Annotated in this window: 11 protein-coding genes; all 11 read left to right on the top strand. The window is 45.8% G+C overall.

The genetic code is table 11. The features are described 5' to 3' along the window. Window positions 1–83: 83 nt before the first annotated feature. Window positions 84–557 (top strand): prepilin-type N-terminal cleavage/methylation domain-containing protein, encoded by a 474-nt coding sequence (locus EJ063_RS16835; protein ID WP_126575497.1) that lies wholly within the window; start codon window positions 84–86, stop codon window positions 555–557. Further along, window positions 554–1,093 (top strand): type IV pilus modification PilV family protein, encoded by a 540-nt coding sequence (locus EJ063_RS16840; RefSeq protein ID WP_126575498.1) that lies wholly within the window; start codon window positions 554–556, stop codon window positions 1,091–1,093. The genes EJ063_RS16835 and EJ063_RS16840 overlap by 4 nt, the downstream gene beginning before the upstream one ends. Next, the gene (locus tag EJ063_RS16845) at window positions 1,093–1,797 is read left to right on the top strand and encodes a PilW family protein (protein ID WP_126575499.1); all 705 of its coding nucleotides are present in this window, start codon (window positions 1,093–1,095) and stop codon (window positions 1,795–1,797) included. Before EJ063_RS16840 ends, EJ063_RS16845 begins: the two co-directional genes overlap by 1 nt. Next, window positions 1,787–2,218, top strand: a complete 432-nt coding sequence (locus EJ063_RS16850) for an MSHA biogenesis protein MshP (RefSeq protein WP_126575500.1) — start codon at window positions 1,787–1,789, stop codon at window positions 2,216–2,218. The genes EJ063_RS16845 and EJ063_RS16850 overlap by 11 nt, the downstream gene beginning before the upstream one ends. A 5-nt stretch (window positions 2,219–2,223) precedes the next feature. Beyond that, window positions 2,224–6,351: a DUF6701 domain-containing protein gene (locus tag EJ063_RS16855; protein ID WP_126575501.1), complete on the top strand. Its 4,128-nt coding sequence runs from the start codon at window positions 2,224–2,226 to the stop codon at window positions 6,349–6,351. 152 nt (window positions 6,352–6,503) lie between these two features. Continuing rightward, complete coding sequence (locus tag EJ063_RS16860) at window positions 6,504–7,547, top strand: rod shape-determining protein (protein ID WP_126575502.1); 1,044 nt, start codon at window positions 6,504–6,506, stop codon at window positions 7,545–7,547. Window positions 7,548–7,603: 56 nt separating this feature from the next. After that, window positions 7,604–8,473, top strand: coding sequence for a rod shape-determining protein MreC (gene mreC / locus EJ063_RS16865; RefSeq protein WP_126575503.1), 870 nt, complete (start codon window positions 7,604–7,606; stop codon window positions 8,471–8,473). Between the two features lie 6 nt (window positions 8,474–8,479). Continuing rightward, the gene (gene mreD, locus EJ063_RS16870; protein WP_126575504.1) at window positions 8,480–8,968 is read left to right on the top strand and encodes a rod shape-determining protein MreD; all 489 of its coding nucleotides are present in this window, start codon (window positions 8,480–8,482) and stop codon (window positions 8,966–8,968) included. A 6-nt stretch (window positions 8,969–8,974) separates the two neighbouring features. Beyond that, window positions 8,975–9,535, top strand: a complete 561-nt coding sequence (locus tag EJ063_RS16875) for a Maf family protein (RefSeq protein WP_126575505.1) — start codon at window positions 8,975–8,977, stop codon at window positions 9,533–9,535. Between the two features lie 20 nt (window positions 9,536–9,555). Next, on the top strand, window positions 9,556–11,025 hold the full coding sequence (rng, locus tag EJ063_RS16880; RefSeq protein WP_126575506.1) for a ribonuclease G: 1,470 nt from the start codon (window positions 9,556–9,558) through the stop codon (window positions 11,023–11,025). Between the two features lie 9 nt (window positions 11,026–11,034). Further along, a complete protein-coding gene (locus EJ063_RS16885) occupies window positions 11,035–14,907 on the top strand; it encodes a YhdP family protein (protein ID WP_126575507.1) in 3,873 nt (1,290 codons plus the stop codon).

The following is a 14,907-nucleotide window of genomic DNA, read 5'->3' on the forward strand; positions in this document are numbered from 1 at the left end:
AGTTTATAAAAGTAACTGAAAAACAACAGTTCTAAGCTTAACTGATATATAATCTAACCATACGTACACCTTGGTATATGGATATGATTAGGTTGAAAACGTCAGGCTTTACACTGATTGAATTGATTATAGTAATCATACTGCTAGCGATAGTTTCTGCTTATGCAGCAAGTCGGTATATTGGTCAAGATAGTTTCGCCGCTTTTGTCGCCCAAGAACAAGTCATTTCCGTGATTCGCCAAGTTCAAGTCAACCGCATGCAATCGAATGTCGAAGCGCTCTCTGGCAATACAAATTTCACCTTAGCTATTCAAAGCGATTGTATCGGCTCTCAAAATGCCTGTGCCTTGCGCAGTGAAACTCGCAGTGATTGGGTTTCTATGAATGGCTTAACATTTAGTGCGTCTCCCGCCCTTAACCTTGTCGAGTTTGATTTGCTTGGGAACCCAACAGGATTGACAGGCACCTCCATCGACATTGCTATTCAGTCTGTCTCCGAGCAGTGCATCGTGACCATTAATGCACAAGGCTATGTGTCACAAGGCGGTTGTTCATGAATCGCCTCAAGGGTTTTACACTGATTGAAAGCGTGATTGTCATTGTCATTATGGGAATTGCCATGCTGACAATCACTTCCTTCTTAGTTCCTCAAATTACGCGTTCAGCGGATCCTCACTATCAAACCCGAGCGGCGGCTTTAGGCCAAAGTGCGATGTCGATGATTCTAGCTCGCGGGTTCGATCAGCAGAGTGACTTTATTGGTGGAGCGATTCGTTGCTCGTCATCTGATATTGGTTCAACCAATTGCACCGGCACCACGGGCTCATCGATTCCACTCGGCCCTGATAGTGGTGAAACAATTGCCACTTACAATGATGTTGATGACTACATAGGGTGTTGGGAACCAAACGGAACCAATTCTTGTCAGGACCTCAATTTACTTGTCGGAGACTCTGCAACCACGTACCACAACGTTCGCCTTGATGTTGAAGTCGTTTACCAAGATGCACCGAGCCTAAAGCAAATTACCATGACGGTATCTGCGAGTAATCAACAGCCACTCACGTTTGTTGCTTTAAGGGGGAACTACTGATGAAGCGCTTTGGTTTTACCCTTATCGAGATGGTCATCACTTTGATTGTAGGCAGTATCTTAGTTTTGGGTATTGCAGGGTTTGTTGAGCTCGGCGCAAAGGGCTATAGCGATACCATTGAACGGCAGCGATTACAAACTCAAGCGAAGTTTGTGCTTGAAAAAATGTCACGAGAAGTGAGGCATGCTGTACCGAACATCTTTACTTCAACAGGAAGCTGCATCTCCTTTTATCCCATCACTTATTCAGGCTTTTATCGAGTGTCTGGACAGGACATTGAGTTCATTGTTGGGCAGAATGAGTCACTTGATCCTGCTGACTTTGCTAACCTGTCGATGATCATTAATCCAACGACTCAACTTTCCTCGGCTAACAACCTATTTGCATTTAATGATTTCACGCTGTCACAGCAAAATGACCGATTTATCCTATCTGGAGCGGCAAGCACATTAGTTGGTCAGTCGGTGGCGAATCGTCAGTATATCTTTGATGCTTCTGCTGGCGGGCAGGTAAATTACTGTATTAACAATGCTCGCATTACCAGAAATGACACACCGTTATCTGACCCTATCGTGAGCGGTTTTTTGGATTATCTGCCTGCCAATGTGCAAATGAATGGTTTGGTACGCCTGAACCTCATTTTTACTCAGCAAGGTGAAACAACCAGTTTCCAGCAAGATATACAGGTGCTCAATGTCCCATAAAAAGAATCAGCAGCAAGGTAATCTTTATATTGTTGTGGTGTTTGTTCTTGTCGTGATGGGTTTTCTCGCTACCTCATTAATGCGAATCGAATGGTCGAATAATGATGCCCACAACCGAGATGTGCTAGGGACTCAGGCATGGTTACTCAGTCAGTCGCTTAATGAGTATGTGTTAACGCAATTCTACCCACTCAATCAAGCCGCGGATGTCGCGGGTAACTGCGAACCTCTAGAGCCAACAATCATTACTGGGGCAGAAAGCTTGTTGGCAACGGTTCCTCAGTGCGGTGAGTTACAATTAAGTTGTAATGAAATTGGAACACTCGGCGACTTAAGTTACTTTAAAGTGGAAGCGAGAGTCACTTGTGGCTCAGGGGTATTCCAAGTCGAGCGCAGTCAAGAAGTATGGGTGAGGGAGTAACAAGCATGAACAAGTATCTTTATTTATTATTATTGTTGTTTGCTTTTCCTTCTTATGCGGACTTTAGTGCGTCGGAGTGTACAGGCTTACACAGTAATAAAGATTTTTCCGTTTGGTTCCAGTTAGCGCCTGCCACAAATAATGACAATGTCATCGCTTCCAAAAAAAAGGGTCAGAACCCAATGACCTTGTGGACAAACAGTGCCTCGACTTCTGTTATTAATGATCAGGAAACCTCTCCTGGAAACAACTACGAAGTATTGCTCACCTATACGCACCAATCGAATAAAACAGGAAAGCTGCGTTACTACCTAGAACAGAATGGTGCCTGGGTCCTTATTGATAGTGAAGATGCGAATCTGAGTAGTATCAATGCGGCAGACATAAAAGTGACTGAAGGGGGCGGTGTTAGTGATCTCAAATGTGATGACGATGTCGAGTTCCCTGAAATCCCGCCAGAGTTCAGTAATGATGCGGTTTATGAATTTGGCGTAGCGAGCTGTGCGGGCGGTGAGTGTGATATCGATTTCCAGAAAGACTACCAAATTACTCCTCTTGTGTTTGTTATGCCGACAGTCGATCAAAACGCGCTTGATGATGATGCACCGGCGACGCTATACGTACAAAGCGTTTCAAGGCAAGGAGCAACGATCAGGCAAGAGGCCGCGTTGTCGATTGACTCGAATGGACAACCCTGGAATAGCCAACCTATGACTGAGGTCAGTTATTTCATTATGGAGCCGGGAACGCAAGAAATTGGTGGGCACCGCGTAGTCGCGGGGCATGTCTCCACTAAAGCCAAAGCGGCGCGTTTTAGTGGCAATAGCTCGAAAAGTGTGAATTTTTCGGATTTTGGTTTTAGCTCGTTTAGCCAGACTCCTATTGTACTGCACCAATTGCAGTCTAAAAACAATTCAAACTGGGAAACCTCCGGTCAGCTTAGTCCAAACAGAACAAGAGTAAGGCTGTTTGTTGAATTAGGCGCATCTTCGAACACGATCAGCAGCAATGAAAAAATTGCCTTTTTAGCCGCTGAGCCAACAAGCCAACCGGTGACGGATGGAGAGTTTAAATTTGAATTTGGTACCAATCGTTCTGTCTCCCAAGGAGAGTCTACAGCGGTTCGAGACGGTTGCCGTGTGATGCGTTCTACCAGTGTTTCCGAACTTGATGGCATTATCCTTAAGAAGCAAGAAAGGGCCGGTTCGCATGGCGGATGGCTGCGTCGCTGCCGTATAGAAGATAATCAATACAGTGTTGTCATGGATGAAGACAACACAAGGCGCGGACACATTGTTGAAGATATTGGTTACTTTGCGTTTGAAAAGCAGTCTTTAGGCATTGATGTCTGTTCTTATGTACCAGATGGCCTTCAAACCAATAATTACACAGGGACGCCACCTGAGCCATATGGTGCCTTTACAACCATAACTACTCACCTTGGTGAAGAAAATAAGATCTATCCATCAAGCAATGACCCTCAATATTCATTTAGCTCGTTTTCACTAAACAGCTCATTATGTGATTACCCAAATGGGACGACTGGGGCTTGTACATTCGATGCGACGAAAACATTCGACACTTTACCCATGCCGACTCAGGGCTATACCCACGGTACTAATGATCTAACCTGTGACGATGGTGATGTGTGTCAGCTAGCAAGTGGTCGTCACAAAGACATCATCATAAAAGAAAATGCTAGATTGCAATTGACGGGTGGGGAGTATTGGCTCAACGAACTGAAATTTGCGGAGCAAAATGCGCAAATTGAAGTACTGGCACCGAGTGTTGTTCACTACAAAAAAATGTATTTCGAAAAGAAAAACGTCAGAGTGAACGTCAATGGTAATAGCCAAGAGCTGTTATTTATTGGTCATGGGCAAGACTCAGCCATTGAAATTCCTGATCTGGGTGGCGATATGAACTACCAGCTTCATGCCTTTTTCTATGTGGACCCTCGAGCAACCAATGCGACCAATGGTTTTATCGTCAATGGTAACAATAATGAATTTCATGGTGGCATTACCGCAAACAGTATTGCAATAAGTGGCATCAAAAATAAGTTCTACCCACAAAGCTGTCAGCCAACGCCTCCTGACCCCGAAGTTGAGCGTATCGAGATCAAGCCTTTTAACTATCATCTAACCTGTGAATCGTCACCAGCAGACATCGTCGAAGTGCATGTCTTTGACAAAGATAATAATTATGTCTCAGGAAAAGTCCCATCACTTGTTGAAACAAGCGGGAATAGTCTGGGGATCACGTTCCTTTCTGAATCCAATGGTATCGCTCAATATCGGGTAACCAAAAACAATGCCGGTAATATTGGAGATTACCCACTGACGGCTTCTCTAACTTTGTCGGATGGCTCAACGGTGACCGATCAAGATGAAATCAAATATGTGCCATATAAGTTCGAAGTCGATGATCAATACATTACCGCAGGCGAGAACAACCAAGTCACCGTGTCGGTTAAGGCGTGCAGTAACAATGGCCAGCTCATCAACCTTGGTTACACGGGGTCGCCTACTTCTGCGTTCAGCTATAACCAGCCGAGTATCACACCGATTGCGGACGATTTAGATTTTACCGCCAATTTATCAGACTCGAATCGCCTGGCAGATTTAACATTCAAAGAATCAGGCCATATTACGGTTCAGATTGAAGATCCTAATTTTGTCTGTGATGAGGATTTGTGTCCATCAGAAGGCGGTGCATTAAAAGGTCAATTCGATGTCTATGCAAGGCCTTGGAAAATAGCGATTTGTGATGTGAAAGAGTCTGCTGACGATACCAATCAGAATCCAGCAACCACCACTGGAACGCCAGGTTTCATTCCGTCAGGGCATGCCTTTAACATCAATTATCGACCGATTGTTCACCCTGATTCAAAAGGTACAGCCACTGACGAATGTGTTTATCCATTAACGGGTAACTACGCACTAGATAACGGTCCATTGGAGTTAAGTTATCAGATAGCCTATCCAACCAGTGGCGCGGAGCTAGGTTCGGTAACACCAAGTACGGTGCCATCGTTTAGCAGCTCTTCAATCCTTAATATTGAACATACTTGGAATGAAGTAGGGACGATTGAATTTCAAACGGGTGCGACGTACCTAACCATGACGTTAGATAATGATACGCAAAACATTGGCCGCTTCTATCCAGCTCGTTTTAATATTGAATTGTCTGATTGGACTGCACCCACTTCTCAAGGTGGAATTGCCTATCTCGACCAGCCTTACATAAACAGTGAAGTCAGCGTTGCGCCATTCTCACTTGGTGCGACAGAGGCACTAAAAAACTATCACTTGTTTGCTCCTAGCTTATTGGCCGGTTTCAATTTGAGCCAAGATGATGACATCGACAGTGAGTTGAGTTTCGACCTCTCAGGAGGAAGTTGGAGCGCTGATAGTGATGGGCACTCTCGTTGGTTGGTGAGTGATAGTAATGCGTTGTTACAGAGAAACTACACTTCAGCCTCACCGCTGATCAGTGAAGAGAATGGTCCTTTCAATACCAGTGATACCAATTCGACAACGACGGATTTTGGTTTAGAGATCACCTCTGGCGCAGATCCTGTTTCGTTTAATGAAACTAGCGCTGTGCTCGAACAGGTGTTCCCAAATCAGCCCCCAGCTCGTTATGGACGTATGGTGTTGGACAGTGTCGGAGGAACAACCACTGATAACTTATCGGTTCCACTGCGAGTCGAGTTTTGGAACGGCAATGGATTTGAAACCAATACGCAAGATTCAGCGACGTCATTGGCAACACCAGACAGTCATATCTGTAAGCAAGTTTTATGGAGTGATGGTTCAAGCTCTGATTCATCACTCTCTGGTTCGTCTTCCGCACCGTGGGAACATGTGGATAATGGTGTGAGTGATGACGTTACCGCGAACCCTGATTCAAGCGGTATTCGAGAACAAATTCAATTCTGGATGAGGCTCGGAGCAGATCGACCATCTGGTATCTCATCAGGTTGTGCGAGCACTTTGGCACAGCCGTGGTTGCAATACAATTGGCGTAACTTAGGTGATGAAGATCCTTCCACGGTTGTTACCTTTGGTATCTATCGCGGTAACGATCGAGTGATCTTCCGTGGAGAACCCGGGCTAACAGGACAATAATTTTTGTCATTTTTCCTGCTTAAGTAAGGAATCTGTTAGAAATTGCGGGTTTCAGTCCATGTTTAGACTTCAATGCCTTGCTGTGACGGCAAGGCATTGGTACATTTAGTGCAATTTTCTATCTTATAATTCTTTCAGGACGAGCGAAGAATATGTTCAAAAAACTTCGTGGCATATTTTCAAATGACCTATCTATCGATTTAGGTACTGCCAACACTCTTATCTACGTTAAAGGACAGGGTATTGTTCTAGACGAGCCTTCAGTTGTCGCTATTCGCCAAGACCGCAATCGTGCGGGCAAAAGCGTTGCTGCAGTCGGTCATGCTGCAAAACAAATGTTGGGTCGTACACCAGGAAACATCTCTGCAATCCGTCCTATGAAAGATGGCGTTATCGCTGACTTCTACGTGACAGAAAAGATGCTTCAGCATTTCATCAAGCAAGTGCATGACAACAGTGTACTTAAACCAAGCCCGCGCGTTTTGGTCTGTGTTCCTTGTGGTTCTACTCAAGTAGAGCGCCGTGCTATCCGTGAATCGGCATTAGGTGCAGGTGCTCGTGAGGTTTACCTTATTGATGAGCCAATGGCGGCTGCAATTGGTGCCGGTCTACGTGTTTCTGAGCCAACAGGTTCAATGGTGGTCGATATCGGTGGCGGTACAACAGAAGTTGCCGTTATCTCACTAAATGGTGTGGTTTACTCATCATCTGTACGCATCGGTGGTGACCGCTTTGATGAAGCGATCATTAACTACGTTCGTCGTAACTACGGTAGCTTGATTGGTGAAGCGACAGCTGAGAAGATCAAGCACGAAATTGGTTCTGCTTACCCAGGCGATGAAGTAGAAGAGATCGAAGTTCGCGGTCGTAACCTTGCTGAAGGTGTGCCACGTAGCTTCTGTCTAAACTCAAACGAGATCCTAGAAGCGCTTCAAGAGCCTCTAACAGGTATCGTATCAGCAGTGATGGTTGCATTAGAACAATGTCCACCAGAGCTAGCATCAGACATCTCTGAGAATGGCATGGTTCTAACCGGTGGTGGTGCACTACTGAAAGACCTTGATCGTCTATTGACTGAAGAAACCGGTATTCCAGTGGTGATTGCTGAAGACCCACTGACTTGTGTGGCTCGTGGTGGCGGTAAAGCTTTAGAAATGATCGACATGCACGGCGGCGATCTGTTCAGCGAAGAATAATCCATATAGCCTCAGTGTTTCGCTGAGGCTGGCAAGATACAAGGACCTCCTATTTCATGAAGCCTATTTTTGGCCAGGGACCTTCACTTCAGCTACGTCTGTTTTTTGCCGTTATTCTATCAGCCAGCCTTATGCTGGCTGATAGTCGTTTAGGTGCATTCACTCAAGTGCGTTATCTGCTTAACAGCATGGTTGCGCCCATTCAGTATCTTGCTGATGTCCCAAGAGTGATGTTTGATGGCGCTTATGAGCGCTTCAATATTCGACAAGACTACATGGAAAGCACACGCACTTTGAAGCGTGAAGTGCTGCGTCTCAAAAACGACCTCCTCCTACTGGATCAATACCGTGAAGAAAACCAACGCTTGAGAAAGCTGCTTGGATCTTCATTCATTCGTGATGAGCGAAAAGTAGTGACAGAAGTGATGGCGGTCGATACGTCGCCATATCGACATCAAGTGGTTATCGATAAAGGCCAGATTGATGGCGTGTATGTCGGCCAGCCCGTTGCCAACGAGAAAGGCATTGTTGGCCAGGTAACGTTTGTTTCTGCTCACAATAGCCGAGTACTTTTACTTACTGACAGCTTAAGTGCGATTCCGTTACAAGTTATCCGTAATGACATTCGTATTATCGCTTCGGGAACGGGCCAATCGGATCGGATTAATCTCGACCACATTCCGATCAGTTTAGATATCGAAGAAGGCGATTTATTGGTGACTTCTGGTCTTGGCGGGATTTATCCTGAGGGTTTCCCCGTTGCTCACGTGGCAGAAGTGGAGCGAGATACCAGTCGTGAATTTGCCATGATAGAGGCGGAGCCGGTTGTTGACTTCGAGCGCCTTCGCTATTTGTTGCTGATTTGGCCAAGTGATTCGCGCCAGGAAAAAATACAACAAACACTCCTAGTGACGGACGAGGAATAATCGAAAATGGCGAACAGTGTATTAAAAGGCAAATTTGTCATTTTCGGCTCGTTTCTAGTGGCGTTGACGCTTCAGACCATTCCTTGGCCCGGAGTGTTGGATCTATTGCGTCCTTCTTGGCTGCTACTTGTGACCTGTTATTGGGTATTAGCCCTGCCGCATCGAGTGAACGTCGGAACGGCGATGATTCTCGGTTTGCTGTGGGACCTTCTACTCGGTTCAACACTGGGTATTCGAGGGATGATGATGTCGATTGTGGTCTACATTATTGCGCTCAACTTCTTAGTGATTCGTAACATGGCGCTGTGGCAACAGGCTATCCTTATAGGTGTTATGTCCGTTGTTTTAGATGTTCTTATCTTCTTTGGTGAGTATCTGGTTCAAGATGTGATGTTTAACCCTGTGACGGCATGGAGCGGCCTTATCAACTGTATTTTATGGCCGTGGATGTTCCTATTAATGCGTCGTGTTAGACGCCATTGGCATGTAAGATAGAAAATAATGACTAAACCACTGATTTTGGCTTCCGGCTCACCAAGAAGAAAAGAGCTCTTAACTCAACTCGGCTATACATTTACGGTGTTAAAAACCGATGTTGAAGAGAGCCAAAACTCTGCCGAAAATGCATTTGAATATGTGTCTCGTTTGTCGCTTGATAAGGCGATGGCAGTGGTAGAAGTGGAGCCGACATCAGTGGTTATTGGCTCCGATACCATCGTGGTTTGCGATGACAATGTATTGGAAAAGCCAGATGACTTAGCGCACGCTAAGCAAATGCTATTGATGTTATCAGGCCGTGCACACCAAGTGATGACGGCGGTGACAATCGCAACAAAAGAAATTCAAGAAACTGTCGTGGTATCGACAGACGTATGGTTCAAAACCCTGTCAGAGCAAGAAATAGAACAATATTGGCAAACGGGTGAACCATGCGATAAAGCTGGTAGTTATGGTATTCAGGGAATTGGTGGGCGATTTGTAACTCGCATTGAGGGCAGCTATTACGCTGTCGTAGGCCTACCATTGTTCGAAACTGACCAGCTCTTGCACAAATTTTTATAATTTATATTTGAGGTGCGCTCATGAGTGCAGAGTTGCTGATCAACGTGACCCCGAGTGAAACTCGTGTGGCCATGATTGAGGGGGGAACCCTACAAGAGATCCATGTTGAACGTGAAGCAAAGCGTGGAATCGTCGGAAACATTTACAAAGGCAAAGTGAGCCGTGTACTACCAGGTATGCAGGCTGCGTTTGTCGATATTGGCCTAGAAAAAGCCGCGTTTCTTCATGCTTCTGACATTGTTCCGCACACAGAATGTGTTGCTGAAAATGAAAAGCAGCAGTTTCAAGTGCGTGATATCTCAGAACTTGTTCGCCAAGGCCAAGACATTGTTGTACAAGTAGTGAAAGACCCACTTGGCACCAAAGGGGCTCGTCTTACTACCGATATTACTCTGCCTTCGCGCTATCTAGTTTTCATGCCTGGTGCGAGTCATGTTGGCGTGTCACAGCGCATCGAAAGTGAATCTGAACGTAACCGTTTAAAGAAAGTCGTTGGTCACTACTGTGATGAAAATGGCGGCTTTATTATTCGTACTGCTGCTGAAGGGGCAGACGAAAAAGAGTTGTCACAAGATGCGGCTTTCTTAAAGCGTTTATGGTCGAAAGTGATCGAGCGCCGTAGCAAATACAAAACGCGTGCGACTCTGTATGGAGAGCTTGGTCTTTCACAACGTATTTTGCGTGATTTTGTCGGTACTGAATTGAACAAGATCTTGGTTGATTCTCGCCAAGAGTTCGAGAACCTAAAAGAATTCACGTCTGAATATGTACCAGAATTGACCGCTAAGCTTGAACTCTACGAAGGTGAAAAGCCGATCTTTGATATGTATGACACAGAGAACGAGATCCAGCGTTCGCTAGAGCGAAAGGTGGAACTTAAATCTGGTGGCTACCTCATCATTGATCAAACGGAAGCGATGACAACGGTGGACATTAACACCGGTGCATTCGTTGGACGTCGTAACCTAGAAGAGACGATTTTCAATACCAATATTGAAGCGACTCAAGCGATCGCTCGCCAGTTAAGACTGCGTAACCTAGGTGGTATCATCATCATCGATTTTATTGACATGATGGCAGACGAACATCGCAGCCGAGTATTAAGTTCACTTGAAAATGCACTCGCTAAAGATCGCGTGAAAACCAATATTAATGGCTTTACTCAGCTTGGTTTGGTTGAAATGACGCGTAAGCGAACGCGTGAGAGCATTGAGCATGTACTGTGTTCTACCTGCCCAACCTGTGAAGGTCGTGGTAGCGTGAAGACGGTTGAATCGGTTTGTTATGAAATCTTACGTGAGATTACACGAGTAAATCGTGCCTATGATGCGGACAAGTTTGTGGTTTATGCCTCTCCAGCTGTGGCTGAAACTTTGCAAGGTGATGAGTCACATGCTCTGGCTGAGCTCGAAGTCTTCATTGGAAAACAGGTTAAGATTCAAGCTGAGCCACTCTATATCCAAGAACAGTTTGACGTTGTCATGATGTAAAGGTTGTTTGTGAACTCGACTGCAACTCGTATAACGAAAATCTTTCTTTGGCTGACTGTTACTGTATTTGTCTTTCTGGCAATTACAGTAACAGCTCTGCGTATTGCGCTCCCTCAACTTAACCACTTTCAGCCACAAATTCAGCAGTGGGTGAATAAAGGGTCAGGCTTAGAGTTTGAAATTTCGGATATTCATGGTTTCTGGCGTAATACTCATCCTTCTATTTCACTGCAAGGTGTAAAAGCGAATACACCTAAAAGCAGCGGCATTCATTTCTCCTCTGATACGGTAGAAGTCGAACTCGACTTGTTTCAGTCGATCCTGCAATTTCAGCCCGTTGTGGCTGACTTACGTATTTATCAGCTCAATTTAGACATCACTTCGGTCAAATGGCAAAAGGGCGAGGAATCCGCTGAGCTCAATCCGCAGGGTGAGCAAAAAGGGGTGATGCAGCAGCTAGACCAACTGTTGTTACGTCAGCTTGATGCATTCTCATTGACCGAGTCGCAAATCAGTTTCGTTGGCTTAGATGGCAGTAAACGACAGCTGGATATCGCTCAACTGAGATGGCAGAACGACGGTCGCCATCACTTGGCCGATGGTGAAATCAGCCTAGCGAACAGTCAAATTAACTCAGCCCGAGTGAAAGCCAATTTTGTTGATTATGGTTCTCTGTCTGATGTAAGCGGTGAATTTTACGTTTCTGCGCAAAATGTTCTGGTTACGCCTTGGTTAACTCAGTACCTGCAAACTGAAACCGGTATTGAAAAGGGGCAAGTCAGTTTTAGCAGCTGGCTCACACTGAAAAAGAGCCAGCCGGTTAGCGCTTACTTAGAATTAGAATCATCAGAGCTGATTTGGCAAGAAGGTGAGCGTCATGAATTGTGGGTTGAGTCCGGCGTACTAGAGCTTGAACCGCACAAAAATGGTTGGCAAGTAAATGCTCACTCACTTCAGCTGACAACCGATGATATCGAGTGGCCTGAGCTTGATGCTGCCTTTGACTGGCAACCCGAGCAATGGCGTGTCAACGTCTCTCAGCTAGATATCGCGGCGATTACGCCACTTGTTAAGCTCGCACCTAACTCTAAAACGACCACTGAACTACTTGATACATTTGCTTTGGGTGGTCTGGTTGAAGATGTTCGCGTGTCTATGCAGCACGGTAACGTCGATAGTCTCAAATACTCGGCGGATTTAAGTAATGGCACCATGTCTCAATGGGAGCTGTTACCGGGCATTCACCATCTAACGGCTTCGGTGTCTGGTGATTTGCAGCAGGCGCGCGCGAAAGTCACCTTGATTGATGATGTTTTGCCTTATGGTGAGGTGTTTCAAGCGCCGCTCAACATCAAGCAAGGTGAAGTCGATATTGTGTGGCAAAACCGCGAAAGTGGCTGGAGCCTTTGGGCTGACAAAGTGACGGCCGCAACGCCAGACTTACAAGTTTTGGGCGCTTTTCGCTTAGATTTCCCTGATGATCGTAGTCCATTCCTTTCATTCTATGCAGAAGCTGACCTCTATAATGCGGGTGAAACGTGGCGTTACTTGCCGACGTTGGCACTTGGACGAGATCTCACCGATTACCTCAGTACCGCTATCCAAGGTGGCCGAGTTAATACCGCTAAGCTGCTTTGGTATGGTGAACTGGGCGATTTCCCGTATAAACAAAATAACGGCATGTTCCAAGCATGGGTTGGGTTAAAACAAGCAAAATTCAGCTTTGATACCGCCTGGCCTCCGATTACTGATCTTCAGCTTGATTTGTTGTTCCAAAATGATGCGATGTACTTAGATTCGCACAGCGCCACCTTAATGGACGTAACCGCGAAACGAATTACAGGTCGTATCCCAGAACTTGCTCCTGGCGGTCACATTGAGATTGAGGCAAAAGCGACTGCACAGGGTAATGCTGTTCGAGATTATATGACCGCGTCTCCATTGGTGGATTCTGTTGGTGCGGCGCTAACGGCGGTTCAAGTGGATGGCAAAGTAGAGTCTAGCTTTCAGCTCAATATTCCTTTCGACACTGATAAAGAAGCGCGTGCTTGGGGGTATGCGGACTTAAGCAAGAACCACGTGACGATTGATGCACCACCAATGACATTAGAAGCGGTCTCGGGTCGTATTGAATTTGATAACGATGTGGTGAGTGCGGCAGGCTTATCTGGAGATCTTCTCACGCAACAAGTGTCGATTGATTTCAGTGGTGAGAACATCGACCAAGGCTACGGTGTCGCGATAAATGTGTTGGGCGATTGGGATGTGAAGCCTCTTGCGCCGTACATTGGTCGCCAATGGATAGACCCGGTGTCAGGCCACGCTCCATGGCAAATGGATATCGACTTACAGCTCAATGATGTTGGTTTCACTTACCAGATTGATACCGTCGCAGACTTTAAGTTAGTAAGCAGTAACTACCCAGCGCCACTGAACAAAGTGTCGGGAGAAAAACATAAAGTACGTTTACAAGCATCAGGTAACCAGCAGAGTGTGAGTGCTCGTTTACAAATGCCAAATGCGAAGTATCAAACGGAAATTGATATCAGGCCCGACGTTCCAGTATTAAAAGCGACTAACCTAGTGCTAGGCAAAGGAAGTTTTAAGATTAGTCCGATTACGGGGCACCAAGCTCAGATTCGTTTAGATGAGTTTGATCTTGATAGCTGGATCTCTATGTTCTCTGGACAACAACCAGAGTCTTCGGCGGTTTTGGCTCAAATGAATACGCCAACCATACCGCTGCCAAGTCGAATTGATATTGATGCGAAAGAGCTGACGTTAGCTGGTATCCATTGGAATGATGTGGATTTTAGTGCTAAGCGCAAAGGACTAGGCTGGTATGCCTCGCTGGACAGCCAAGAGGCGAAAGGTGAAGCGACGTACCTAGAACCGTATGACCTTTCAGTTTCATTAGATCGATTGCATGTTTATATCCCAGCCCTTGATGAAGAGCTAAAAGACAAGACCATGTTTGATCGGGAGAAAGAAGAGAAACCTCTGATCAGTGATTTTGAACGCTCTTTCCATCAGCAGGTGCCCAACATCACCTTAACGATTGATGACTTCTGGTTGCAAGGTTACAAGGTCGGTAAAACGCATTTAGATCTGCAGCGCCAAGGTGAGAAAGTCGAGTGGAAAACGCTCTCTTTTGAAAGTGGCAGTAATAAAGCGAATATGAACGGCTGGTGGCAGCTTAATGAGACGGAAAGCCACACCCAATTTAACATCACGATGTCTGGAGAAAATAACAGTGAGGTGATGGAGCGCTTTGGTATTTCTTCGGGTATCCAGAGAGCACCGTTTGATATTAAAGCGGATGTCGAATGGGATGGCTCACCTTGGTCTGGCCGAGTGTCTACCTTGAAAGGGGACGTAAAAACCGAACTAGGCAAAGGAATCGTATCAGACGTTAGTGGCGCAGCTCGCCTGTTGGGTATTTTCAGCCTAGACTCGATCATTCGTAAGATGCAGCTCGATTTCAGTGATGTCTTTGATAAAGGGATGGCGTTTAACTCCATCACTGGCAGTGGCTCGATTCGCAACGGTGTGTTCTTAACTAATGACATTAAGATGGATGCGGTGGCCGGTGAAATGAACATCAAAGGGTTAGCTAACCTTAATACCCGTACTATCGATGCAGAAGTGAACTTTACCCCTGATATTACATCGGGCATACCAGTGCTAACCGCCTTTGCCGTGGCGCCTCAAACTGCATTATACGTATTAGCGATTACGACGGTGATTTCGCCGGTGGTGGAAGTCTTCACTCAGGTTAATTATGAAGTGAAAGGGCCGCTAGACGCACCTATAGTTAAAGAGTTATCTCGCAGCAGAGGTGAATTTAAGTTACCGAAAAAACTGATGGATTCGGCGCAATAA

This window comes from Vibrio aquaticus, assembly GCF_003970385.1.
GTDB lineage: Bacteria > Pseudomonadota > Gammaproteobacteria > Enterobacterales > Vibrionaceae > Vibrio > Vibrio aquaticus.